The sequence below is a fragment of the uncultured Phenylobacterium sp. genome (assembly GCF_902826855.1).
In the GTDB taxonomy this organism is placed as follows: domain Bacteria; phylum Pseudomonadota; class Alphaproteobacteria; order Caulobacterales; family Caulobacteraceae; genus Phenylobacterium.
The window spans coordinates 1-25489 of the sequence record NZ_CADEGK010000044.1; the positions used below are offsets into that span (position 1 = coordinate 1).

Here is a 25489-nt window from a genome sequence, read left to right on the forward strand (position 1 = left end):
GGCGTGGCAGCTTCGTCTCCGAGCCGCCGGCCGCCCTGAAGGGGCCGGATCACGAGGCGGAAGCCGACCGGCTCGCCCGCCAGGCGCTCGCCGCCGCCGTCGCCGCTGGGGTCGACCCCCGGCTCCTCGCCAACAAGATCACGGCGCTCGCCGCCGCGAAGGAGGAAGTCCGATGATGAACCCCGCCAGTCCCAATCTCAGGCTAGACGGGCGCTTGAACCTGAAGGCCACGAACCCGCTCGCCCTCGTCCTCTCCGGTATCGCCTGCGTCGCGGGCGCCGTGGTGGCGGTCGAAGCGAGGGAGGGAGCGGGGCTTTGGCTTGGCGTGGCGCTCATTGTCCTGGGGGTGCTGATCCCCTTCACGCTGAAGATGGCGAACCAGTGGGAGCGGGCGGTGGTGCTGCGCCTGGGCCGACTGGACCGCATCGCGGGACCGGGCCTGTTCGTCATCATTCCAGTGGTGGACCAGGTCGCCTACTGGATCGACCAGCGGATCCAGACCAGCGAATTCAATGCCCAGCAGGCGCTGTCCAAGGACACGGTGCCGGTCAACATCGATGCGGTGATCTTCTGGCAGGTACACGACACCGAGCGTGCTGCCCTGGAGATCCAGGACTATCGTCGCGCCATCCAGCAGGTGGCGGAGACATCCCTGCGCGAGATCGTCGGGTCCTCGATGCTGGCCACCCTGCTCGCCGAGCGCAGCAAGGGCGACGAGATCCTGCGCGAGGTCATCGGCCGCAAGACCGGCGACTGGGGCATTTCGGTGATCTCGGTGGAGATCCGCGACATCGGCGTGCCGGCCGGCCTGCAGGACGCCATGAGCCGACAGGCCCAGGCTGAACGCGAACGACTGGCGCGGGTCGCCCTGGGCCAGGCCGAACAGGAGGTCGCCATCAAGTTCGTCGAGGCGGCCGACATCTACGCGCGCTCCCCTGCGGCCCTGCAGCTGCGCGCCATGAACATCATCTACGAGACCACCAAGGAGGGCGGCGCCACCATCCTGCTCCCCACCTCGATGGTCGACGCCATGAACCCTGGCGGCATCCTTGGTCTGGCGCAGGCCGGCCAGGCCGCCGCTCAGCCGAGAACCTGAGGAGGCGAGAATGGCCATTTTCCTGAAGCGCTGGGTCCCGGCGCTGTCCATGGCGACGCTGCTCACGGGCGGCCTGATGGCGTCCGGCGCGAAGGCGCAGGACGCGGTTGGCGAATGGAACGGCCTGCTGAACGTCGGCGCTGCTGAGTTGCGGATCGGCGTCACGATCGAGGCGGGTCCAGGCGGCGCCCTCACCGGCAAACTGGCCAGTCCGGACCAGGGCGCGATGCAGATCCCCCTGCAGGACATCAGGATGGACCAGGGCAGGCTGACGTTTGCCGTGCCGAGCATCCGGGGCCGCTATGAGGGCCAGTGGGATGCCTCGCAGGGTGTGTGGAACGGAAGCTGGACCCAGGGCGGAGCGCTGCCGCTGACGTTGGCCAAGGGACCTGCGCCGACGCGGGCGCGGCCGCAGGTTCCGGCCAAGCCGTACCCTTACCGCGAGGAGGAGGTCAGGATCTCGAGTGCGCGGGGCGTCTCCCTGGCCGGCACGCTGACGTTGCCACTCGGCAAGGGCCCGTTTCCGGCGGCGGTCCTGATCAGCGGCTCGGGGCCCCAGGACCGCGACGAGCAACTGCTGGGCCATCGTCCGTTCCTCGTCCTCGCGGATCATCTGACCCGCCAGGGGATCGCGGTCCTGCGCTACGACGACCGCGGCTTTGGCAGGTCGACGGGGCGCTTCAGCGAGGCCACCAGCTCCGATTTCGCGGTCGACGCGGGCGCGGCCGTCGCCTTCCTGCGCGCTCGCAAGGACATCGTGGCGGCCAACGTGGGCCTGATCGGACACAGCGAAGGCGGCGCGATCGGGCCGATGGTGGCCGCCAAGGATCCTCGTATCGGCTTCGTCGTCCTCCTGGCTGGGCCGGGGGTCCGGTCGCGCGACCTGATGATGGCCCAACGCCGCGCCGTCGGCCGCGTCATGGGGCTGGCAGGTCCTGGGGTCGAGCGAAACGACCGGGCGGTGGCGTGTATCGATGCTGTGCTGGCCGAGACCCCCGACTGGGAGGCGGCGAAGGTGGAAGCCGCGCGGCTCTTGGGCGAAGCCGCCGCCGAAGCGGGCGTTGCGCCGGAGACCCTGATGGCGCGCAGCACGATGCTCTTCACCCCGTGGTATCGCGAGTTCATCGCCTATGATCCCCGGCCCAACCTCGAGACGCTGCGGATGCCCGTGCTGGCGGTGAACGGCGCCAACGACGTGCAGGTCGTCGCCAGCCAGAATCTGCCGGCTGTTCGCGAAGCGTTGCGGGCGAACCCAGACGTAACCGTCATTGAGTTGCCGGGGCTCAACCACCTCTTCCAGACCTCGGCCACCGGCGACCCGCGCGAGTACGGCCGCATCGAGGAGACCTTCGCGCCGGCCGCGCTGAAGGTGATCGGCGACTGGGTGGTGGCGAAGACGGGCGCGGGGCCACGGTAAACCCGGGTCGGCCGGGCCGCCCAGACCGCTGACCGCGCGGCGCGTCACTGCGACTGGCGCCGGATGGCTGCGAGGTAAGGAGAGTCGAACGGAACAACCTGGAGCGCCTCGCGGACCTGATCGACGCGCAGGTCCCAAAGCTCTTCCCAGGGCACGCCGATGAGGGGCGGCGTGGCGCGGCCGTGCACCCAGCCCCGGAAGATGGATTCCAGGACGAGTTCCAACCCCGGCGGGCGGTTCACGCTGATGGCGCTCAAGATGACGGCGGTGGTCAGCGCCGAGTAGTGATGGCCGACCTGGCCCATGAGAAAACCGCCGAACGCGACTTGATCAAGCCAGACGGGGCTATAGCCCCCGACAAGCCCTAGCGGGATGCGCGACTGCAGGACCTGCAGGTTGATGTAGTCGAGCGGCGGCGGCATCTGTCGAAGAAGGGGCCTGATGTCGTGGAACACCGTGTCGGCGTGAGCGGCGGTCACGGCGGCCTGATGAATGGCGTAGGCCAACGAAGCCGGTGAGCGCCCGGTAAGAGCTGCCAGATCGAGAGGACCGCGAGCACCGCCCGCCACCGCCTCAACCGCGCCAGGGTAGGCGAGCGCCGCTACAGCCATGCGCTCATTTGCCAGCGGGTGGAGTTGGCCCGCCAACGTCAGCGTACGCTGAGCAAACTCGCCGCTGGATGTCTGCGGCGGCAGGTTCGCGACATCCCAAAACGACGTCCAGAAGTCGCGCGAAATGGGCAGCGGTTCGGACGTGCGGAAGCGCGGGGGGAACACCGCGGCGCCCAGCCACCCGGCGGCGGCGTTGTCGTAGATGTCGATCATGCGCTCGGGCGCGGCCGCGACCACGTGCACGGCTTTCGCCGCCAACGCGCGCAGGCCCAGGCTGGTCATTTCGCGCCGAAGGCCGAGCGCAAGGGCGCCTGCGTCGCCGACGCCGCTCTCCGCCATCGCTTCGAAGGCGTTCTTGGTCGCAACCAAGGTCATGCGCCGAGCGCTCTCGCGCGCGGGAGGCCGGCCACCGCGGCGCATCGCCGGACGCCGTGCTTGCTGGGCGGGACGGGAGGACACCCGTCGCTCCCAGCAGCGAACCCTAGACCTCGGCGTCCCCGCTTTGGGATCATGCGCCTCCCCGACCCGATGCGTGTAACGCTACCCGATTTCCCACACGGTCCCGACGAGCTTACAGGACTCGGCGTGACAGTCCTGACATTTTCGAACGCCATTTTGTCGGTGCTTGCTTGCAGACCAAGCGGGCCGCTCAGCGGCAGGCGAACCCCGTCGGCGGCCACGACGGGGTTTCGAGAAGGCCCCGGAGAATAGTAGTATGCCTCTGCGAGGCAGTCGCGAGTCCTACGCCCTGAATGCGCGGTGGCCGGCGCCTGATTTGGCCGACGAACCAGAAGGACGAGATGCCGAGCTCCAGCGAGATCGACCGAAAGATCGGTTCGCGGCTTCGCGAGCGGCGCGAGGCGATCGGCATCAGCCTGGAGGAACTTGCCGCCGTATCCGGTTTGGCGGTCGCTGAAGTCCTCCAATACGAATGCGGCGCCAAGGGGCTGACCGCGGCGCAGCTTTGCCATCTTGCCGACCTGCTGGAAGCGCCGTTGACATACTTCCACAGGCCGACTTTCACGCATCTCGGTCTATCCACGTCGCTCACCAGCGGCGACCTGCTGGAAGTCTTTGGCCGCCTTTCGCCAGCAGGACGGCAGAAGGTCGCGGCGCTCGCGTTGGAGCTGGAACGGGCTCAAGGGCGTCACACGCCGGGAATCTGACCTGCGACGTCGACCGGCGCGCTGCGTCGCGGTCCGTGTGCCCGGCCGCCGGGGACAACGTGATGCTGTCGGTCCAGGCCTCAAGCGCGCCGAGGATTCACGCGCCATGGCCGGCCGCCATCCTGCTCATCGCCGGCGCGGGGACAGGATTTCCGATTTGAACACTGTCGGCCAAGCCGGTCCGTTGCGCAGCCGAGCGCTGCTGAGGCCCGGCCTGTATTTCGAGGGAACACTGAGGCGCCAAACCGGTATGCGGAGAGCTGCGACGCCGTCGAAAGCCGAAAAAAATATACCTCGCGAGCGCATAGCCAGACTCACTCGCCTAATAGGGGAATTATTAGTTTTCGATCCCAGGGATGTAGTTTCCAGGCGAGAAGATTTGATTGACTCGCCGCTTTCACGCTCCGACGATCTCGAAATCAAGCTGTCATCGAGAACGGCTGATCCGGGAGGATACATGAGGTTTTCACGCGATATACGGCGGCGCGCTTTGGAGTGCTCGGCCGGAACGGTCCTTTTGTCTGTATCGGCCGCTTCCGCACCAGTAAGCGCTTGGGCGCAGACGCGCGACGGAGTGTCGGTCACAGAGGTCGTCGTTACGGCCTCCAAGCGGGCGGAAAACCTGCAGGACGTCGCCTCGGCCGTCACGGCCTTCACGTCCGAGATGCGGGATACGACCGGCATCATCACCGCCCAGCAGCAGCTGAACTTCACGCCCGGGGTCACTTACAACCCGGGCGCCGACCGCGTGACCATCCGTGGCATTGGCCGCCTCACCGGCCTGTTGGGCACGGACCAGGGCGTCGCCGTCTACGACGATGGCTTCTACGTCAGCTCGGTGGCCGGCATCGGCGCCTCCACCATCCGCCAGGAGCGGGTCGAAGTGCTGCGCGGGCCGCAGGGCACCCTCTATGGCCGCAACGCGGTCGGCGGAGCGGTCAACACCATCTCGAAGCGGCCCAGCACCACGTTCGGCGGCGAAGGGCGCGGTTCGATCAACAGCTATGGCGGCATGACGGGGGAAGCCCGGGTCACGGGACCCATCACGGACACCCTGTCAGGCGCCCTGACCGCCAGCTACTTCAACCAGAACGAGGGCTACTATAAGAACACGGCCGGCGGCCCGGACGAGGGTGGCGTGGCCGAGACCTGGAGCATCGACGCCCAACTGGCTTTCAAGCCCAACGAGAGGTTCGACGCCTGGATCCGGTACACGCACGTCGACTCGAACTCTGCGGCCCGCAACTCGACCGGCATCACCGACTACGGCGTGCAGGTCCGCGGCGAAGGTATCCCCTACGTCTTCTACGGCCAGCCCGCGGGCTCGGCGCCTGGCGTCAGAGACCATCGCAAATTCCGCACCGACCAGCCCACCAAGTACAGCCTGAACGACTCTCATCAAGTTATCGCCGAGGTCGTTTACCACGCCGATAACTTCGACGTGAAGTATTTGGGCGGATATCGATCGTTCAACAGCCTGTACACGTTCGACGGCAACGCCATCGACAACCAGGACTTTAGTTTCCCCTACGACTGCGCGACCTTGATCGGCATTCCTGTGCTGAGGAACAGCAACCTCGATGTGGTTGAGGACTGCGATATCGCTACGCCGGGCACCCAGCGCCAGTTCACGACGATCCACAACGACACGTTGGACGATCAGTTCGACGAGGTCACCGACTACAGCCACGAGCTGAACTTCAGCTCCACGGGCGACGGGCCGTTGCAGTACATCGTCGGCCTCTACTACTACCAGGGCAAGGCGAACTCGAACTTCCACATCGTCTCTGCGAACGAGCCCGGCAACAACATCATCACCATTCCCGGAACCTCGGCGCCCAACATCGACGCGCAGCATTCGCTGATCTACGGCTACGAGACCTCGCTGAAGACCAAGTCGAAGGCGATCTACGGCCAGATCGACTACCAGTTCTCGCCCCAGTTGAAGGGGACGCTGGGACTACGCGGGTCCGAGGACAAGAAGATCGGCCACGAAGAGAACGTCTACAACTACTGGCTCGTCACCGGCTTTCCGGCCGGCGCCTTCGGGCCGGGCAGCCCGTTCACGCCATTCCCCATCGTCGGCGGCTACTGCATTCCCGGGCCGCAGGTGGCGGGCGTGCCGCCCTTCTACCCGATCGATCCCCAATTCACGTGCCCGATCGGCCGCGACCTGAACCGCACCCACAAGGCTTTCACGGGCACTCTGGGCCTGGAGTGGACGCCCAACGACGACCGGCTCGTCTACGGCAAATACAGCCGCGGCTACAAGTCGGGTGGCTACAACCTGGGCTACGCCCTGGCCGACCCCTTCGTGGGCTCGGAGTACGTTGATGCGTTCGAGGCGGGGTGGAAGGAGAACCTGGGTACGCTGCAGTTCAACACCGCAGCGTTCTACTACCGGTACAAGGGTCAGCAGATTCAGGACTCCCAGATCCAGGGAACGATCCTGCTGCCCAAGCTCATCAACCTGCCCAGGACGGAGAACTACGGCGTCGAACTTGAGGTCACCTGGCGTCCGATCGAGCGGATGGTCATCCTGGCGAACTACGGATACCTGCACGCCACGGTCAAGAAGGGGTGCTGCTACAACGACTCCGCCGACCCGGCGGCCCTGCAGCCCGGCGCCAAGCCGGTGGGGCCGGCGACCCCCGGAGCCGTCGAGAACCTGCAGCCCCAGACCCTGGTGGGCAACCAACCGCCCGGGTCGCCGAAGCACAAGGCGGCGATCAACGGTTCCTACACCTGGGACTTCGGCGGCGGCGACCTGACGGCTTCGGCGACGTTCAACTACACCGGCAAGTCGTACCAGACGCTGTTCAACACGCCTCAGAACCGCATCAAGGGCGGCACCTCGACCGATCTTCGTCTCTCCTGGATCCACCCGGACAGCGGCGTGACGGTCATCGGCTCAGTCACCAACGTCTTTGACGAGGAAGTGGTCAACGGGTTCGTCACCCTTCCGCCGCAGAACCTCAGCTTCCAGTCGATCTACCTGGAACCGCCGCGGATCTGGTCCCTCGAAGTGCGGTACGCCTTCTAGTCTCCGCAAGGGTCTCGCTATGCGCGTGCAGAGCAGGCGTGTCCTGCAGGCCCCGGCCTGAATCCCTCGGGGTCCGCGCTCACTGGGTCTCCGGTCCGCATTGGATCGGAGGCCCTTCCTTGTGGCGCCCGAGGGGCTGGGCGCGGGCCTGGCGCGCGGGTAGCGGGGGCGGACGGTTCGGCGTGAGGTGGCTTGTCAGTTGCGGCTCAGCAGGCATGGTGAGGCTGTGCGGACCATGGGCGCGCGGGTGTCGGCGCCGCGCCCGCCTCGGCTGAAAGGCGACTGCGATGATCAACCTGGACCTATCCGGCAAGCGGGCGGTCGTGACCGGGGCCAGCGCCGGCATCGGGGCGGCCGCCGTGCGCGCCCTGGCCGACCAGGGCGCCCATGTCTTCTTCTGCGCCCGCAATGCGGAGAACGTCGCGGAGCTGGCCGCCTACAAGCCACCGGGCGGCGGGGGATCGGTCAGCGGGTTCGCGGCCGACATGGGGGACGGTGCGGCGGTCGAAGGCTTCCTGGACAGCGTCCTGGCCGAGGGGCCGATCGACATCTTGGTGAACAACGTCGGCGCCTCCCCGTCGCGCAACTTCCTCTACATGAGCGATGACGACTGGAGCTCGCTGTTCGAGCTTAACCTGATGTCTGCGGTGCGCTGCACGCGCCGGCTGCTGCCCGGGATGCGGTCGCAGAAGTGGGGCCGCGTGGTGATGATCTCGAGCGGCGCCGCGCTCTATCCTGGCGCCGCGCTGATCGACTACGCCGCGACCAAGGCGGCCATGGTGGCCACGGGCAAGGCGCTGGCGCGGAAATACGGCGCCGATGGCGTGCTGGTGAACTCGGTGCTGCCGGGACTCATCCATACGTCGATGTGGGAGCGGGCGGCCGGCGAGGTGGCGCAGGCCAATAAGACCACCTCGGAGGCCGTGCTGGCGGCCAACGCCAGGTCGGTGCCGGTGGGCCGTTATGGAACCGCCGAGGAGGTCGCGGCCCTGATTGTCTTCCTCTGCTCGGAGGCGGCGTCCTACATCAACGGCGCGGCGATCGCGGTGGACGGCGGCCAGGGCGGCCACGTCTAGACTTCCCCGCCCGAGCCCTCCGCCAGCCGGGAAAACCGCTGCGCCGGCCAGAGCGGGGAGGCGTATTCCAGCGTCTGGTAGCGGCCGTCTTGCAGGTCCGAGAAGCGGTACGCTTCTTCCGGATCCAGCGGGGTGGCGAACCGGCCCTCGCCGAGGGTGAGGTAGCTTCGCAGATCCGGCTGTTCCGGGACGGTGGCGAAGACGATGCGGTCTTCGTCGACGGCGGCGAAGACGGCGCCGTCCTCGTTGCCGTAGCGCCCGACGCAGGCGGCGATATCGGCCGTGGTCGTGGGGCGTCCCACGGGCGCCGGGGCGGGCAGACCCTTGGCGGCGCGCAGCAGCCCGCGCGTCACCCGATTGAACGGAAAGGCATCGAGGTTGGAGAGCACGATGGTGGTCAGGGGCTCGTCCGTGAGGCGCGTCATCTGGCAGGCGTAGCCGCTGATGCCGCCGGTGTGGTGGTGCAGGCGGCAGCCGAGGTACTCGCCCACGCCCCAGCCCAAACCATAGGGATAGGGCCCCTCGGCCGTCATCGTCGGCGCGATCATCCGGGCGAAGCTCTGCGGCTGCATCACGCGCCCGTACCGCAGCGCCCGGTCCCAGGTCGCCAGGTCATCGAGCGTCGAGGACAGTCCCCCCGCGGCGTAGGACCAGTTCTCGGCGTCGCCCAGGGCGTTGTAGAAGCCGCGGCGGCCCCGCACGTGGCCGCGGGCGCGTTTGGGCACGACGACGTTTCGGGCGAAGAGGCCGGTCCGGTCCATGCCCAGCGGGGCAAAGAACTCCCGTTGCAGGAAGGTCCCGTATGGCGCGCCGCTCGCAGCCTCGATGACGGCGCCAAGCAGCAGGTAGCCGGTGTTGCAGTAGCGGTAGCGCGCGCCCGGCTCGAACTCGAAGGGGGCGCCGATGACCCGCCCGATCACCTCGGCGACGGGGATGTTGGGCCTGGCCTCCCGCAGCGGCTCGGTCTTGTCGTGGTTGCGCAGGCCGGAGGTGTGGTTGAGCAGGTGCTCCAGCGTCACGATCCGGCCGCGCGGGTCGAAGGCGGGCAGGTGGCGCTGTAGCGGATCTTCCAGGGCCAGGCGCCCCTGTTCGGCCAGGCGCAGGACGGCGGCGGCGGTGAACTGCTTGGTGAGGGAGGCGATGCGGAAACTGCAGTCGGGCTCGAGGGGAAGCTCCCACTCCAGATCGGCCATCCCGTATGCCCGCCGGTGGATGACCTCGCCGTCGCGCAGGACCGCGACGGCGACGCCCGGCTCCCGGTCGCCGACAAGGCTCGCCGCCCGATCGAACGCGTCGGAAAGTCCCATGTCTGGCCCGCCATCAATGCTGAGGCCGGAGGCTAGGGACAAACGGCGCAGCTGAGCAGCCTTGAAGACAACTATTTCGAGGCCATTTCTTTAGGGACGGCCGCGGCTGCTCACTGCCCCTGGCCGGTGACCGCCAGGACGGCGGCGCGAAGCTTGGTGCGTTCCACCTTCCCCATGGCGTTCCTCGGGATTTCGCCGATCCAGGCGAAGCGGTAGGCGGGCAGGCCGGGGTAGCGGGCGAGGTGAGGAGCCAGGCTGTCGCGGTCGAAGCCCGGCTCGGCGGAAACCGCCAGCCAGCATTGGTCGAGGCCGGCGATGTCGGGGACCGCGAAGGCGGCGGCGTCGCGGACGCCCGGGCACGCCATGGCGGCGTCCTCGAGGACCGAAGGCATGAACTTCATGCCGTCCACGATCATGCGGTCATCGACGCGGCCCGCCAGGGCGACGCGGCCGTCGGCCAGGCGGCGACCCAGGTCGCCGGTATGGAACCAGCCGTCCCGGAACCGCTCGGCGGTGGCCTGCGGGTCGCCGATGTAGCCGGGGACGATACGGGGGCCGCGGACGCGGATCTCGCCGGCCTCGCCGTCGGGGACCGGACGGCCGTCGTCGCCGATGAACTCGACGGTGATGCCGCTGGGGACGATCCCGATCTGATCGGGGGCGTCCTCCAGGCCGGCGGCGAAGCCGAGCGCGATGGTGCCGATCTCGGTGGCTCCGTAAATCAGGCGGATGTCGGGCGTAAGCCGCAGCCGCGCCTCGCGGGCGACGGCCAGCGGCAGCAGCGCGCCGCCGCAGACAATCCGCCAGCCGGGCTGAGGCCGGAAGCCGGGCGGCAGGGCCGCCAGCAGGGTGCGCAGGAGCGTCGGCGTCAGGCCGATGACCCCGGACGGCAGGCTCTCCAACCGGCGGGGGATGTCGTCCATCGACCAGCCGTTGACGGCGCAGGCGCCGACGCTCCAGGCCCCGGTCACCAGCGCCCAGCCCATCATGGAATCGATCCCGGTCAGCGGCGTCCAGGCGCCCAGCTTGCCGGCGCAGTACTGGTGCAGCGTGGCGTAGTTGCCGAGGTCGAGGCGCCGCCAGCTGAGCGCCACCCGGCGCGCGGTGCGGGTGGTGCCTGAGGACAGCATGACCCGGCCGAGCGCGTCCGGGTCGGGCAGAAGCGCCGGCAGGCGTCGGGGCTCGGCGGCGCGCCAGTCGCGGCTGATCTCGAGGCGCGGCGGGCCGCCCGGCTCGGCGGGCGGATGGTCGACCAGGCGCAGGTCCGCCCCGTCATCGGCGGCCGGGGCGGAGGCAATGGCCAGCCGGCTGAGGGCGGCGGTGGCCACGTACTGCTCGTAGGCGTCGGCGACGGCGACCGAGACCGCGCCCACGCCCGGGGTGAGACCTTGGGCCGCGAGCCACCCGCCCAGGCGGTCCACGTCGGCGTCCAGTTCGGCGTAGCTGACTTCGCGCCGCGGCAGGAGGACGGCCGGCGCGCGCGGGTTCCAACTGGCGTGGTCGCGGATGTAGGCGTCAAACATCGACGGCTCCGCGCCGGGCGGCGACCAGGGCCTCGCGCAACTTCTGGCGTTCGATCTTGCCCATGGCGTTGCGCGGAATCGCCTCGACCCACGCGAAGCGGTTTGGCGGCAGGCCGGGGTAGCGCGCCAGGTGCGGCGCCAGGGCGTCGCGATCGAAGCCGGCGATAGTTGCGACCGCCAACCAGCACTCATCCAGCCCATCGGGGCCGGGGACGGCGAAGGCGGCGGCGTCGACGATCCCGGGGCAGTCCAGGGCGGCTTCCTCCAGGAGCGAGGGCATGAACTTCATGCCGTCCACGATCATGCGGTCGTCGATGCGCCCCTCGATGACCAGACCGCCTTCGGGTAGGCGGCGACCGATATCGCCGGTGTGATACCAGCCGTCGCGGAAGCGCTGTGCGGTGGCGGCCGGGTCGTCCAGGTAGCCATCGGCCGTGCGCCAGCTCCTGACCCGCAGCTCGCCGGATTCGCCGTCAGGCAGCGGCCGCCCGGCCTCGTCGACGATCTCGACGACCGCGCCGCCGGGGACGATGCCGACCGCGCCGGGGACATCCTGGACACAGGCCGCCGGCGACGCGGCGATCCGGCTGGATTCGGTGGCGCCATAGCCGACCCAGACGTCGGGGGTGATGCGTAGCGCCGCCTCGCGGGCCAGCGACGCCGGCAGGGCGGACCCGCCCACCTGCACTCGCCAGCCGGGCCGGGGGGTGAAGCCCGCAGGCAGAACGCTCAGCAGGTTGCGCAGCTGTACCGGGGTCATCACCACCACGCCCTGCGCGTGGCCCTCCATCGTCTGCGGCAGGTGTTCGAGGAAGACGCCGGCGCAGTAGGCGGCGCCCAGCGCCCAGGCGGCCACGCCCATCGAGAAGCCCAGGAGGGAATCCGACCCGGAAAAGGGAACCCAGGCGCCCAGCCTGCCGGCGCCGTAGACGCGGATGTTGGTCAGGGTGGCGATCGCCAGCCGCCGCGAGGTGAAGCCGACCCGCCGGGGCGTCCGCGTGGTGCCTGAGGAGAGCTGGACGCGAATCAGGGCGTCGGGATCGAGGTCGCGGCGCGGCAGCGGCCGGTGCGGTGCGGCCAGGACCTCGTCGACGGCCTCGGCGGTCAGCCGCACGACTCCCGGGGCGGCCTCGCCGGGACCAAACACCAGGCGCACGTCCGCCGCGTCGTCTTCCCACGGGGAGGAGGGAACGCCCAGCCGGGCCAGGGCGACCAGACAGACACGGTGCACGTAGGGCTCCGGCGCCCGCAGAGAGACCACGCCGCAGCCGGCGACGAGGCCGAGATCGGCGAGGGCGGCGCCCATGCGGTCGATGTCGGCGTCGAACTCGGCGTAGGTCACGGTGCGGCGCGGCGTCACCACGGCGGGCGCGCGGGGTGTCCACTGGGCGTGGTCGCGGATGTAGCCGTCGAACATGGCGCCAGACTAGGCAAGCGGCGCAGCAAAGGGGAGGGGCGCCGCTCGATACGTGACGACCGGAGCTATTGCCGCCGGCGCGCGGGCGCCTTCTAGATTGCGGCAACCAAACAAGAAGCCTGCAGGAAACGCCCGCAAATGACCGAAGCCGTCAATCCGGGCGTGACCGCCGCGCCGGCCGCAGCAGCAGGCCCGGAGGTGATGCCCTTCTCCAAGGGCTACACCCGCTATGCGATGTTCCTGCTGCTCGGCATCTACATCGTGAACTTCCTGGACCGGCAGGTGATCAACATCCTGGCCGAGCCGATCAAGAACGACCTGGGCCTGGCGGACTGGCAGCTGGGCCTGATGAGCGGCCTGATGTTCGCGCTGTTCTATACCTTCCTGGGCATCCCGATCGCGCGGCTGGCGGAACGCAAGAACCGGGCGGTCATCATCGGCGGAGCCGTGGCCGTCTGGAGCGGTTTCACCGCGCTCTGCGCGACGGCGGGCAATTTCACCCAGTTGCTGGTCTATCGCATCGGGGTCGGTGTGGGGGAGGCCGGCTGCACGCCGCCGGCCCACTCGCTGATCGTCGACTACACGCCGAAGGAGAAGCGCGCCTCGGCGCTGGCGTTCTATTCCATGGGCGTCCCGATCGGCAGCCTGCTGGGGCTGGCGATGGGCGGCGTCATCGCCGACGCCTACGGCTGGCGCACGGCGTTCCTGGTGGCGGGGGCGCCCGGCCTGATCTTCGCCGTTCTGGCCTTCTTCACTCTCAAGGAACCACGCAGGGTCATGGCCTCGCACGCCAAGGGCATTGCCGTAGCCTCGGCGACGTTCGGGGAGACCGTGGCCTATCTGATGAAGCGGCGGACGTTCTGGTTCATCGCCCTGGCCGCGGCGGTCAAGGCGTTCATCGGCTATGGCCATGCCCCGTTCACCGCGTCCTTCTTCCTGCGCAACCATACCGTGGAGATCGCCGGCCTGGCGGCGGACTTCGGCCTGAAGTCGGTGGGCTTCCTGGGCCTGGCGATCGGGGTGATCACCGGGATCGGAGGCGCCATCGGCTCCGTGACCGGCGGCTGGATCGCGGACAAGTACGGCAAGGCCGACCTGCGCGCCTACATGGTCGCCCCGGCCATCGCCGCGCTGCTGGGCATCCCCATCTATATCATCGCGGTCAGCGTCGACTCGGCGGTCCTCGGGCTCAGCATGCTGGCCATCAACGCCTTCCTGGCCACGCTGTGGTACGGGCCGGTCTACGCTACCGGCCAGTCGGTGGCCCCGCCCCACATGCGCGCCACCGCCGCGGCCATCCTGCTGTTCATCGTCAACCTGATCGGCCTTGGCCTGGGGCCGCTGGCGGTGGGAATCCTGTCGGACTGGCTCAACACCGGCCTTGGCCTGGGGTCGGCGGAGGGCGTGCGCTGGGCCCTGATCATCTCGGCCCTGTTCGGGGTGGTCGCGTTCGGCTGCTTCTGGGCGGCGCGTAAGACCATCCGCGAGGAGACCATCAGCTAGGCTCGACGGTCATAGTCACCCTGCGGCCGCTTGCTCTTTTTCTATGGTTCCCCAACGCCGCGACGCGTCCTAGGACGCGCCGAAACGGAGGCTCTCCATGGACATCGTCATCGGCACCAAGGCGTGGTCGACCTGGTCTCTGCGCGCCTGGCTGGTGATGAAGCGCTCCGGCCTGCCGTTCACCGAGACCCTGGTGGAGTTGCGCCAGGAGAACGACGTCTCGGGGGCGGCGATCCGGGCCCACTCACCGTCAGGCCTGGTCCCGGCGCTCAAGGACGGTGACCTGGCCGTCTGGGATTCCCTGGCGATCTGCGAGTACCTGGCGGGGCTGAGCCCCGGGCTATGGCCTCTGGAGCCGGAGAGGCGGGCGCTGGCGCGCTCGGCGGCCGCGGAGATGCATTCTGGCTTTGCCTCGCTGCGTGGCGAGTGCCCTATGGACCTTCGCGCGGAGCCCAAGCCCACGCCCCTGTCAGAAGCGACGCAGAAGGACGTGCGGCGGATCGTGGCGGTTTGGAGCGAGCTCCTGGGCCGGTTCGGCGGACCGTTCCTGGTGGGCGAGTGGTCGATTGCCGACGCCTTCTACACCCCGGTGGCGACGCGGTTCCGCACCTACGGCATCAAGCCCAGCGACTACGGCGACACCGGCGCGGCCGGCGAATATTGCCAGCGGCTACTGGAAACCCCCGAGTTCCTGGCATGGGAAACGGCCGCCAAGAGATGAAGCGCGTCGCCGGCCTGTTGCGCGGGGTCAATGTCCTGGGCCGCAAGGTGCTGATGGCGGACCTGAGGCGGGTGACGGCTGGGGCCGGGTTCGATGCGCCGACCACGCTGCTGAACAGCGGCAACGTGGTGTTCGGGACCACCCTGCCCGCGGCCGAGACGGCGGCGCGGCTGGAGGCGGCGATCCATGAGGAGATCGGGCTTGCCACGGAGGTGGCGATCCGCGACCTCGGCGAGCTGAATGCGGTCATAGCGGCCAACCCGTTCCCGGAGCAGGCGAAGGCCGAGCCCAGCCGCCTGGTGGCCATGTTCCTGAACGGCCCGCCGCAAGGGGACCTGGCCAGCCTGGCGCAGGCGTGCGTCCTGGGCGAGGAGGTCCGGCTGGGGCCGGGGTGCCTCTACATCTACTTCCCGCAGGGCCTGGGGGCCTCGAAGCTCGACAACGGCGTCATCGAGCGGCGGCTGAAGGTCGGCGGTACGGTGCGTAACTGGAACACGGTGGGCAAGCTGGTGGCCCTGTTGACCTGAGCGCCCTGGCATCGGGGACCATGCACGGTTGCATCGAAGCAGACCGAAATGTCGGCTAGACGACTGAATTTGCGGCCTTTCGACGCGTCTCGGCCCCTCTCCATTAACTTCGCGTCATCAGATGCCGGGGCAGTGTGCCCGCGAACGGCGGCGATCCGCCCGCAGCCGCGGAGGGACATCCTTGAGCTTGAAGAAGACGGCTGAAGGGTCGATGTCCGAGTTCCTGGCCGACAACAGCGGGGACGTGATCGTTCGCGTCAATGCGGCCGGTCGTGTGACCTATATCTCGCCTTCGATCTCGCTCTACGGATACACGCCGGCGGAGCTGCTGGGCAGCACCGGCATCGACCTGATCCATCCCGAGGACCGAGCGAGCTACACACGCAACGGCGAGCTTCTGCAGAGGGGACGCATCCCGCCCGCAGCGACGCGACAGCATCGCTTTCGCAAGGCTGACGGGACGTGGGTCTGGATGGAGGGAAACCCCCAGCTCATCCGCGACGGCGAGGGCCGCGTCATCGAGTGGATGAACGCTTTTCGGGACATCACCGAGCGCCGAAAGACCGAGGCGGACGCGCTCGCGAACGCAAATCTGTTCGAGACGGCGTTCGAATACGCGGCCATCGGCAAAGCCCTGGTCGGACTCGACGGGCGGTTCCTGCGGGTCAACGAGAGCTTCTGCCGGATCGTGGGCCTGCCGGCCGCCGTGCTGGTGAACCTGGACTTCCAGACCATCACCCACCCGGAGGACCTTGAAGCCGATCTGCATCTGCTCAGGCAGCTCACCGCCGGGGCAATCGAGAGCTACCGGTTGGACAAGCGCTACGTCCATGCCGAGGGACATGTCGTCTGGGTTCACTTGGCCGTCTCGATGGTCTGCAACCCCGACGGAACGCCCCGGCATTTCGTCGCCCAGGTCCAGGACCAGAGCGAGCAACGCGAGGCCGAGGCGGCGCTTACCGAGAGCGAGGCGCGCTATCGGCTGATCGCCGAGAACACCTCCGACATGATCGTGATGTCCGACGTGACCGGCCGGATCACCTACGTGAGCTGCGCGATTCGCCGCGCAGGCTGGGAGCCCGAAGAGTTCGTGGGCACGCATTCGATGGACAACGTCCACCCCGACGATGTGCACGAGGTGTCTCGCGTCTTCGGCCGCATGCTGCGCGGGGAGCCATCCAAGCGGGTGCGCTGGCGCGGCCGCGATGGGATGAGCGGCGAGTGGCAGTGGTACGAATCCAACCCGAGCCTGCTGACGGATCCCCAGAGCGGCGAGCCGACCGGTTTCCTGGACGTGGTGCGCGATGTGGGCCTGCAGGTGGAGCAGGAGACGGCCCTCGCCGCCGCGCGCGCCGCAGCCGAGGCGGCCGTCGAGGTGAAGTCGCAGTTCCTGGCCAACATGAGCCACGAGATCCGCACCCCGCTGACCGCCGTCGTGGGCTTCACCGGCCTCCTGAAGGAGGACCCGTCCCTGTCGGGTGCTGCGGCCGGCTATGTCGCCAAGATCTCGGCCGCGGGCAACGCGCTGCTGGCCATCGTCAACGACATCCTGGACTTCTCGAAGCTGGAGGCCGGGCGGATCGAGATCCGCGCGCGGCCCACGGACGTGGTCGAGGTCTGCCGTGAGACCCTCGGGGTGTTCTCGCCCCAGGCCGACGCCAAGGGGCTGTCGCTGCAGTTTGCCGCAGATCCGTCGTTGCTGCGGCGCATGTCGATGATCGATTCCGAGCGGCTGCGGCAGATGCTGGTCAACCTCCTGGGCAATGCCGTGAAGTTCACCGAGACCGGCGCCGTCGGCGTGCGCGTGCTGTCTGCGGCTGACCCGGATCAGGTGGTGATCGAGGTCACCGACACAGGACCGGGCGTGGATCCCGAGGCCCAGACGCTGCTGTTCCAGCGGTTCACCCAGATCGACGGTTCGATGACGCGCCGCCATGGAGGCGCCGGCCTGGGGCTGGCGATCTGCAAGGGCCTGTCGGAGGCCATGGGCGGATCGATCGGCGTCGACAGCCAGGTCGGCGAAGGCTCGACCTTCCGGCTGGTGCTGCCGATACCTCCGGCCGACCTGCCGCAGACGGACGACGCGGCGGGCGAGATCGCCGCCATCGATGGCACGCGGGTGTTCGTGGTCGACGACAACCCGGTCAACCGCGAGCTGGCGCGCAAGGTCCTGGAAGCGGCGGGCGCCGACGTCACCGAGGCCAGCGGCGGCCTGGAGGCCCTGGAGCGTCTCTCGCTGTTCCCGGTGGACGTGGTGCTGATGGACCTGCGGATGCCCGGGATGGACGGACGCAGGACGGTCGCGCGCCTGCGCAAGGCGCCGGGGCCGAACCAGGACATCCCGGTGCTGGCCTTCACCGCGGATGCCGAAGTGGTGGACGCCGGCGACCTCGACGCCTTCGACGGGATGGTCAAGAAGCCGATCTCACCGCTCGACATGTACGCCACCATCGCCCGCGCCACCCAGTGGGGCGCCCTCGACACCCAGGAAGACATCGATGCCCTCGCTATCTGAAGTCCGACAGCGCCGGGTCCTGGTCGTCGACGACGATCCGTTCCTGCTGGAACTGATCATGACCCGGCTGGTCATTGCCGAATACAACGTGCGCGGCGCCCGCGATGGGCGCGAGGCGCTGCAGCGCCTCGCCGACTTTCGGCCGGAGGCCATGGTGCTGGACATCAACATGCCGGTCCTCGACGGCTTCGGGGTGCTGGCGTCGATGAAGGCCCAGGGGCTGACGGACCGCACGCTGACCATGGTGCTGACGGCCCGCAACGCTGCCGAAGACGTGAGCAAGGCCATCCAACTGGGCGCCAAGGACTATCTGTCCAAGCCGTTCAAGGACGACGCCCTGCTGCAACGTGTCGGCCGCCTGTTCGCCCGGGCCGCCCGCGCCGCCTGACGCAACCGCTGGTCCGGCCGTGCAGGCCGAACTGCGGAGCTAGCCCAACGCTTCACGCATGGAGGCGGCCTGCTGTTCGGGGGTCTCTGCCCCTAGGCTGGCCTCGAAGTCCTGGAGCACGTCCATAAGTTGCACGACATTCGCGGCCAGTGGCTTGCCCCGTGGGAACTGGTAGCGCCAGTACGTGGCGATGTGGCTGACGAGGCCGCAGCCTTCGCCGAGCGACAGGAACATCTCCGGCGATTTCAGCAGGAAGTCGCGGAAGGCTACTGCGTTGCCCTCGGTGGTGAGTTGGGCGAACACCTCGTCGTAGATGTTGAGATGGTTCATCACCACCTTGACCTGCCGCTCCATCTTCTGGCGCAGGCGGACCTTGGTGGCCTCCAGCTCAGCGGCGGTCTCCGAATCGACGGGGCCGATCACGCGCACGCGGCCAAGCTCGCCGAACACGTCGCGCAAGTTTCCCCACAGGCTGTTGAGGACCCACTTGTAGTAGAGGAAGCCCTTCCAGGCGAAGATGCCTTCCTTGTAGTTCTCCTTCTCCAGCCGCAGCGTCAGGCGCAGCGGCTCCAGCCGGTCGTCGGTGCGGGCCGACAGTAGGGCCTCCACTAGGCGCGAGGTGTTTTCCTCCATGCCCGGCGCGTCGCGGTACGCAAGCTCGATCAGCTTGGCGATCTCGGAGCCGACGAAGCGCTGCATTCGCGCCAAGTCCGGGGCGGAAATCTCGAAGTGGCTGGGGCTGATATCGAACCCGCGCCGCTTCATGTGCTCGCGCAGCAGGAACGGGTCGAGCGAGGGCAGTTCGTCGATGGCCTCGAGCACGGCGATGTCGCGCGGCAGGTCGGGCGCCTCGCCGCGCAGTTCCTCGAAGGCGTCCAGCCAGCCGCGCTCCGACACGAAGACAGAGCGGCCACCCAGGCCGAGATCCGAGCGCTCGAATGGGATGATCAGCTTGATGGCGGTGTAACGCAGGCGATCGAAGGACTCGCGCTCTTGGTCACGTAGCCGGTGGCGGACGATCACCGCGCCGTTCAGGGTCGCGGCGATGAAGAAGGGGTTCTTCTCGTGTTCAGGATTCCCGGCGTTGCGGATGGCGAGGGCCGCCAGATTCAGGACGCGGCTTGTCGAGGCGGTCTTTTCGAGACCGCGCAGACTGCGGAACGTCCGATCCGACGCCTTGCCCACTCCACGCTCCGGGACGCTTGGCGGAGAGGAATCCCTCCACGCGCATCAACTCTAACGGACACCAAGTAACCGGAGCCTAAATCTTCCGATTCTCTATCCAGGCGCATTAAGCCTGCGGAAGCCCAGCCAGCGCCTACCTATTTTGGGTGTCCCGATCGGCGAGGCATCCATACGCGGTAAGCCGACGAACGTTGTGCGGCCATTCCGGGCGATCCGACGCTTGCCTTGGACCCGGTTCGCGAACACGTTGCCGCTTGGGCGTGGCGGGGCTGGGGCGTATGCGGGCGGGGGTGTTGCTGGCCGTGATCGGAGCGGCTGGACTGGCGGGGACGCCGGGGCTCTCTCAGCCCCTGCCGTCCTTCCCCAGCTCGCTTGATCGGGAGCCGCTGCTGGCATGGCTGCGCCGCGAAACGGACATCCAAGCCGAGCGCGTAGTGGCGGTGACTCCTCAGGCGGTCACCTCGGTGGTCTCGACCTTCCCCGCCGCCGGCGGTCAGGGGCCGCGGGTCGTGCTCCGGGCCGAGGCCTTAAGCGGCGAAACCTATGCGCGGACGGGGGCGCTATCCTGGCACGTGTCGCTGAACGCCGACTGTCGCGACCGCCGCGTGCGGATGGGCGAAACCACGGGCTATCCGCAGCGCAACCTGTTGGGCGAGCGGCGGGTCCTGCGGGCGGCTGAGACCGAGTGGCGGGCGCCGGGGCCAGGCACAGCGCTCGACAACGCCTGGCGCGCCGCCTGCGAGCCCCATTTCCAGGGGCCGTTCGCGTCGGCCAATGTCACGCTGGCGCAGAACGAGGTGGCGGCCCCCGCGCCGCCGGAGCCGCCGCCGGCGGCCCCCACGTCCGTACCGAATGCGCCAGCGCCGGAAGCCAGGGGCGCCCCAGTGGCTGATCCTCCTCGCCGGGCCGCTGCACAGAAGGCGGCGTCCGGCGGCGCCGTAACCGTCCAGATCGGCGCCTTTCCTGACGTGGCGTCGGCGCAGGCGGCCCTGGCGCGGCTGGGCGACGAGCGGCCGCACGCGATCGAGGCCGCCGTGGTGGGTGGGCGGACCTGGCGCCGCGCCGTGGTGGGCGGCTTCGAGTCGGTGGAGGCGGGCGAGCGCTACTGCGTCCAGCGCAAGGCCCAGGGCGGGTCCTGCTTCGTGCGCGTGCGCGCCCGCTGAGCCGGCAGGCGCTGCGGGGTGGAGCACCCGTTTCGCGGGAACGCTACTCGCCTATAGGCCGTGAAATCGCCACAGCGGCGCCGTTGACTCAGCGCTGCGGGCTGCGGTCAATGCCTCCCAGGGACGCGGATGCTGAGTACCTTGAGACATGCGCTGACGAGTCCGGTTACGGGGCCGATTGCGACGGCCGCCGCTGTGGCGCTGGCGATCGCGCTGGGCGTGAGCGCCGCCGGTTGGCGGGCGCAGCGGGCGGAATACGAGGCGCGAATCGCCGAGCTGAATCAAGCGGCCGAACGCAGCCAGACGACCTTGCGCACCCAACTCGCCTCCTGTCATGCCGCAGGTCAGGCGCGCCAGATCGCGGCGACCGCCGCCGAGGGCCGCGCGCCTGACGGCGCTACGCGCCTGCTGGAGCAGCGGCCCGAAGGGATCGACGCGTGTGCGCGCATGGAGAGCGCGGACCGAGCCGTGCTGTCGAACCTCAAGCGATGAGCGGAAAACTGGCGCCACTGCTGGCCGTGGTGGCGACGCTGGCTCTTGGCGGCTGCCAGACGCTGTGGCGCAAGAAGCCGCCGCCCGCGCCAGCGCCGGCCCCGCCGCCCGCGCCGCTGGTCATCATCCGGCCCGCGCCACCACCGCCTCCGCCGCCGCCACCGCCGCCACCGAAGGCCTGCGTGCCCAGGACGCTGGCGCCGCCGCCGCGCTACCCCGACACCGACGCGGCGCTGCGCGCCGCCGGCGGTGCGGCCGACCGCTACCAGTTGCTGGCCGCGGGTCGGATCCTGCGCCAGCGGCGGCTGGACGAGCTGGAGCGGGTGATCGCCGGCTGCCGATGATGGACTAGAAGCGGTACTGCAACTCCAGCCCGTAGGTGCGCGGCGGAGTGATCGGATAGCTGCTCGTCAGACCTGCCGCGGAGATGCCGGCCACGTTGCCTGCCGCCACCGGGAGGGCGCCGGAACGCTGGAAGGCCCCGCGCGAAGCGGTGGCCCCACCCTCGTAGCCCAGGGTGTCGAACAGGTTCCGCACGAAGAGGATCGCGGTGTACCGATCGTCCGCATCCCGCCAAATCAGCCGGGCGTCGACCTGATCCCAGGCCGGCGATTTGTTGTAGCCACGGGTGAACAGCGAGCCATACTGAGTGTCGCGCCAGATGTAGCTGGCCGACACCGTGAGGACGCCCGGTCCCAGGTCGTCAAAGGTGTAGAGGCCATTCAGAGCCACCTTGTGCCTGGGCGAGTTCGGCAACCGATCGCCCTTCAGATCCTGCGCCCGCTGCACCGAGCGGGTGTTGATGTCGCACAGCGGGTCGAGGGTGGGATTGGCGGCCGTCGGCGCGCCTGCGCCCGAGCAGAACCGGTAAGGCGTCAGGGGGCTGGCGCCCGGGTTCAGCGCGGTCGGATCGTCGGGGTCGACGATGCCGGAGAGCTTCCTGATCGTGGCGTGCAGGTACGAGTAGGTGGCGATGATCCGCAGGTTGTCGACCGGCGCCCACACGCCTTCGAACTCGAGGCCGTAATTCTCGGCCTTCGGGACGTTGATGAAGCGTGATTCCGACACCGCCAAAGCGCCCGAGGTGTTGGCCACGGTCAGCGGCGCCTGCAGATTGCGATAGTCATAGTAGAAGACCGCAACGTTGGCCTGCAGGGTCGGCCACGTCTTCTTCAGGCCGATCTCGAAGGCGTCGGTCTCCTCCTTGCCGGTCAGCGGAAAGGCGCCGAGCGTGGTGTCGATGCCGACCCGGAAGCCGCCAGCCTTGTAGCCGCGCGAATAGCGGCCATAGACCATGGTGTCCCGGTCCGGCTCCCATTGCAGCCCCGCGGTGCCGGTCACCGCATCCCAGGATGCGTCGTAGGTGCGGGTGGCGAAGCCGAGCGAGTCAATCGTCGCAGGTCCCTTCGTGCCGGCCGGTGCGCCGGGCGCAATGACGGAGCCCGTGACGTCAACAGCCGGCGTGAAGGACCCCAGGCCCTCCGGGATGGCGCCTCCGAGACAGGCGGCGACGGCGAAGCACACCACCCGGACCGACTCGGTTCCGAACTTGTGGTCGTCCGAGTAGCGCAGGCCGAGCGTGGTCTTGAAGCCATCGGCGAACTCCCAGTCGACCTGGCCGAACGCGGCGTAGGAGCGGGCTTCCAGCTCAGGCCGGTTGTCGAACGCCCGGCGGTTCGGATTCAGCGGGCCGCCCACGGGTGTGGCCAACTGGGCCTGGTCCGGCAGCGTGGTGTAGACCGGCTGGCTATAGTGCTCGTAGTAGCTGTAGCCGCCGATCAACCACTGCAAGGGCCCCTTGTGGGTCGAGGCGATGTTCACCTCGTGGCTGAACCAGTGCTTGTCCTCGCGATAGGTCGAGATGTACCGCGGGAAGACCTGGAGGGGGCCGCAGGTCGGCGTGACCACGCAGGGTGTCGCGGCCGGGCTGAGGAAGCCCGGGATGATCGGCAGGGTGTACGCGGACACGGCCGTGCCGTCCTGGTCAGCCGTGCGGGTGAGGCGGTAGGTCGTACCGCCGCCGATGTACTTCACGTCCACCGCGTCGAAGTGATAGGCCCATTGCGTGGCTAAGATGTAGGTGCGGTCGAGCTTGACGCGGCCTTCGGTGTCGGCCGCGAACTTGCGAGGATCGGTCGTCGCCGGGTTCGACAGCACCCCGTTGTTGTTCACATTGGTCGCGCGGCCCGAGTAGCCGTAGACCGCGTTGATGTTCGGGACCCCGTACTGCGACTGCCCATTGTAGGGACCTGGGCCCCAGGTGGTGCGGGCGCCTGGCCCGCCGCCGTCATTGTCCCAATGCAGGGTCGCCACCTTGAGCCAGCCCTCGAGTCGCTCGCCGATGTCGAACTCAAGCTGGACCTCCCCGAACACCTGGTCGATGACGCCGCCTTCGTCGGTCAGGCCGGCCACCACGTTGTCGAAGTAGCCCTCGCGCTGCTTCTCCCAACTGCCGGCGACGCGGAAGCGCAGGCCTTCGGTCAGCGGGCCCGAGACGGCGGCCTCGAGCAGTGTCCGTTCATAGTTCGCGGCCGTGCCGCGGACCTCGGCGTAGAGGTCATTGGTGGGGCGCCTAGAGATCACGTTGATCGCGCCGCCGATCGAATTGCGGCCATAGAGCGTCCCCTGCGGCCCGCGCAGGACTTCCACCCGGTCGACGAAGATCGGCGTCTTGCCGGCCTCGACGGTGGAGGAGGTGTAGACCCCGTCGGAATAGGTCGCGACGCCGGGATCCGCGGCCTGGACGTTGGTCAGGCGGCCGACGCCGCGCAGGCTGATACGGTCCAGGCCGCTGGAATACTGCAGGCCCGGCGTGAAATTGGTCATGTCCTGGACGCTGGTGATACCGACCAGGTCGCGCTGCTGGGAGGTGAAGGCCGAGATGGCCACCGGAACATCCTGCAGCGACTGCTCGCGCCGTTCGGCGGTGACCACGAGTTCCTCGATCTGGTTGGGCGCGTCCTGCCCGTATGCCGCGCCGGAGAAGGCCGTTACGGCGCCGGCGCAACCCCACAGGAGCCAGCCTCTACGCGAATACATCGGGGACTCTCTCTCAGGCAGGTGGCTCGAACTCGCGCCGCCCCCTCGACACAGGTGTGCGGCGGCAGCGCCGGGCTCACTACGTCTTAGACGTGAAAAGAATGCGAATTCGCTCATCTCTAGATTGAGATAGCGTTGTTCGGCACGCGCGCCGGGGCGTGCAGCAACTGTGAACCGCGCCTGACGTTATGGCTCCGAGGGCGTTCAGACCCGATCAGGCAGTCTGACAGGGCTAAGTGAACCGCAAGGCTCGATGACATGACACCGCTTGCCCTCAGGACCCGGCTGTTCGCGGCCGCCGCCATCTCGATGGCCCTCGCCGCCTGCAACGAGGACAAGGCCCCTGCGGCCGCACCCCTGCCGGTGACGGACGCCGCCGCCGTCCTGCCTTACGCGCCGCCGGCGCCGGTGAACCGCTACGAGCCCGACCAGGGCTATCGGTGGGCGGAGCGGGCCTATGGCGTTCAGCGCGCCGTCTATGACACGCCGCCGGACTACGCGTTCGCCTATGGCGACGAGGAGCCGCTGGCTTGGGAGGCGGCCGACGAATGGTCGGTCTACGCCGAACCGTGGGACGACGGGCACCGCTACTATTACTACGAGCGTGGCAGCGACTATCCCTACTTCGTGCAGGATACCGAGTACGGCTATGGCTATGACCGGGGCGGCATGTTGGTCGTGGTGGTGGATGCCCTGGGCCGCTACCTGGCGCTCGAGGATTTCCGCCGCGTGGCGCCGAGGGCGGGTCGCTACTATGCCCATGGCCGCGATCTGCGCAGAGCCGGCCTGAACGCCCGGCGTGTGCGCGTGGACGAGCGGGTCTGGACCCAGCAGGCGCCGCGGGTCAGCCGCAGCTCTGACCGCTGGCTGAGTGCGGCCCGTGAGGACAGCGACTGGCGCCGCTGGCGCGAGGCCGATCGCGGGCGCGAACTGGACCGTTTCACCGCCGAGCAGTCGCGCCGCGCGGAAGGCCGGCGGGTGCGGACCGAGGACCCTCAGCGGTCGGCCGAGCGGCGCGAGCCGGACCGTTCACGCGGCGAGCGGGCCCAGTCGCAAGCCATCGAGCAGGCCCGCAGTGCTGCGGCGCGAGAGGCCGACGCTCAGCGACGAGCGGAGCGCACCCAAGCGGATCGCCGGGGTCAAGCGCAGGCGCCGGCGGCGCAACAGCACCGCGATGCCCGCAAGTCCGAACAAGCACAGCGCGCCCGGCAGGAACCGGCTGACCGCAAGCGCCGGGAAGAGCGCGCCCAAGAGGCCACCGCACACAGCGCTCAGGTCGCGGCGGAGCAACGCCGATGCG

The 25489-nt window shown here is 68.7% G+C and carries 19 protein-coding genes and 2 pseudogenes; 14 read left to right on the top strand and 7 right to left on the bottom strand.

The genetic code is table 11. The annotated features are described in order from the left end of the window. Window positions 1–214: 214 nt before the first annotated feature. Both QZV94_RS08415 and QZV94_RS08420 read left to right on the top strand, forming a co-directional pair. Entirely contained in the window at window positions 215–1096 is an 882-nt protein-coding gene (locus tag QZV94_RS08415; protein ID WP_293677367.1) for a slipin family protein, read from the top strand. Window positions 1097–1106: 10 nt separating this feature from the next. Beyond that, entirely contained in the window at window positions 1107–2513 is a 1407-nt protein-coding gene (locus QZV94_RS08420; RefSeq protein ID WP_293677368.1) for an alpha/beta fold hydrolase, read from the top strand. Between the two features lie 44 nt (window positions 2514–2557). Here the strand turns inward: QZV94_RS08420 and QZV94_RS08425 are convergent, their stop codons facing one another. Next, a complete protein-coding gene (locus QZV94_RS08425) occupies window positions 2558–3463 on the bottom strand; it encodes a hypothetical protein (protein ID WP_293677369.1) in 906 nt (301 codons plus the stop codon). A 461-nt stretch (window positions 3464–3924) separates the two neighbouring features. Between QZV94_RS08425 and QZV94_RS08430 the strand changes: the two genes are divergently transcribed. The 3 genes from QZV94_RS08430 (at window position 3925) to QZV94_RS08440 (ending at window position 8409) form a co-directional block, all read left to right on the top strand. Then, window positions 3925–4290, top strand: a complete 366-nt coding sequence (locus QZV94_RS08430; protein WP_293677370.1) for a helix-turn-helix transcriptional regulator — start codon at window positions 3925–3927, stop codon at window positions 4288–4290. 574 nt (window positions 4291–4864) lie between these two features. Continuing rightward, on the top strand, window positions 4865–7333 hold the full coding sequence (locus tag QZV94_RS08435; protein WP_293677371.1) for a TonB-dependent receptor: 2469 nt from the start codon (window positions 4865–4867) through the stop codon (window positions 7331–7333). Between the two features lie 287 nt (window positions 7334–7620). After that, window positions 7621–8409 (top strand): SDR family oxidoreductase, encoded by a 789-nt coding sequence (locus QZV94_RS08440; RefSeq protein ID WP_293677372.1) that lies wholly within the window; start codon window positions 7621–7623, stop codon window positions 8407–8409. Here QZV94_RS08440 and QZV94_RS08445 read toward each other — a convergent pair. The 3 genes from QZV94_RS08445 to QZV94_RS08455 form a co-directional block, all read right to left on the bottom strand. Beyond that, window positions 8406–9716, bottom strand: a complete 1311-nt coding sequence (locus QZV94_RS08445; protein WP_293677373.1) for a serine hydrolase — start codon at window positions 9714–9716, stop codon at window positions 8406–8408. The genes QZV94_RS08440 and QZV94_RS08445 overlap by 4 nt on opposite strands. Before the next feature lie 110 nt (window positions 9717–9826). Continuing rightward, entirely contained in the window at window positions 9827–11239 is a 1413-nt protein-coding gene (locus tag QZV94_RS08450; protein WP_293677374.1) for a class I adenylate-forming enzyme family protein, read from the bottom strand. Continuing rightward, window positions 11232–12656 (bottom strand): class I adenylate-forming enzyme family protein, encoded by a 1425-nt coding sequence (locus QZV94_RS08455; RefSeq protein ID WP_293677375.1) that lies wholly within the window; start codon window positions 12654–12656, stop codon window positions 11232–11234. The genes QZV94_RS08450 and QZV94_RS08455 overlap by 8 nt, the downstream gene beginning before the upstream one ends. 138 nt (window positions 12657–12794) lie before the next feature. Here QZV94_RS08455 and QZV94_RS08460 point away from each other — a divergent pair, with 138 nt between their 5' ends. The 5 genes from QZV94_RS08460 (at window position 12795) to QZV94_RS08480 (ending at window position 18310) form a co-directional block, all read left to right on the top strand. Next, entirely contained in the window at window positions 12795–14159 is a 1365-nt protein-coding gene (locus tag QZV94_RS08460) for an MFS transporter (RefSeq protein ID WP_293677376.1), read from the top strand. A 97-nt stretch (window positions 14160–14256) separates the two neighbouring features. Continuing rightward, window positions 14257–14880, top strand: coding sequence for a glutathione S-transferase family protein (locus tag QZV94_RS08465; protein WP_293677377.1), 624 nt, complete (start codon window positions 14257–14259; stop codon window positions 14878–14880). Beyond that, entirely contained in the window at window positions 14877–15407 is a 531-nt protein-coding gene (locus QZV94_RS08470) for a DUF1697 domain-containing protein (RefSeq protein ID WP_293677378.1), read from the top strand. The genes QZV94_RS08465 and QZV94_RS08470 overlap by 4 nt, the downstream gene beginning before the upstream one ends. A 181-nt stretch (window positions 15408–15588) precedes the next feature. Beyond that, a complete protein-coding gene (locus QZV94_RS08475) occupies window positions 15589–17922 on the top strand; it encodes a PAS domain S-box protein (protein ID WP_293677379.1) in 2334 nt (777 codons plus the stop codon). Further along, window positions 17906–18310: a PleD family two-component system response regulator gene (locus QZV94_RS08480; protein WP_293677380.1), complete on the top strand. Its 405-nt coding sequence runs from the start codon at window positions 17906–17908 to the stop codon at window positions 18308–18310. Before QZV94_RS08475 ends, QZV94_RS08480 begins: the two co-directional genes overlap by 17 nt. Before the next feature lie 39 nt (window positions 18311–18349). On the opposite strand, the gene QZV94_RS08485 is transcribed toward QZV94_RS08480, so the two are convergent. Further along, window positions 18350–19495 carry a hypothetical protein gene (locus tag QZV94_RS08485; RefSeq protein WP_293677381.1) on the bottom strand — a complete coding sequence of 382 codons (1146 nt, stop codon included), beginning with the start codon at window positions 19493–19495 and terminating at the stop codon, window positions 18350–18352. 302 nt (window positions 19496–19797) lie between these two features. Between QZV94_RS08485 and QZV94_RS08490 the strand changes: the two genes are divergently transcribed. From QZV94_RS08490 to QZV94_RS08500, 3 genes are all read left to right on the top strand, one after another. Then, window positions 19798–20658 (top strand): SPOR domain-containing protein, encoded by an 861-nt coding sequence (locus QZV94_RS08490; RefSeq protein ID WP_293677385.1) that lies wholly within the window; start codon window positions 19798–19800, stop codon window positions 20656–20658. Between the two features lie 195 nt (window positions 20659–20853). Then, entirely contained in the window at window positions 20854–21150 is a 297-nt protein-coding gene (locus QZV94_RS08495; protein WP_293677382.1) for a hypothetical protein, read from the top strand. Next, on the top strand, window positions 21147–21494 hold the full coding sequence (locus tag QZV94_RS08500) for a hypothetical protein (protein WP_293677383.1): 348 nt from the start codon (window positions 21147–21149) through the stop codon (window positions 21492–21494). Before QZV94_RS08495 ends, QZV94_RS08500 begins: the two co-directional genes overlap by 4 nt. A gap of 4 nt (window positions 21495–21498) precedes the next feature. Here QZV94_RS08500 and QZV94_RS08505 read toward each other — a convergent pair whose 3' ends face one another. Further along, a complete protein-coding gene (locus tag QZV94_RS08505; protein ID WP_367254231.1) occupies window positions 21499–24084 on the bottom strand; it encodes a TonB-dependent receptor in 2586 nt (861 codons plus the stop codon). A 10-nt stretch (window positions 24085–24094) separates the two neighbouring features. Continuing rightward, window positions 24095–24163 (bottom strand): annotated as a pseudogene (locus QZV94_RS25115) (hypothetical protein); the annotation flags it as partial. A 284-nt stretch (window positions 24164–24447) separates the two neighbouring features. Between QZV94_RS25115 and QZV94_RS08510 the strand changes: the two are divergent. After that, a pseudogene (locus QZV94_RS08510) lies at window positions 24448–25489 on the top strand (hypothetical protein); the annotation flags it as partial.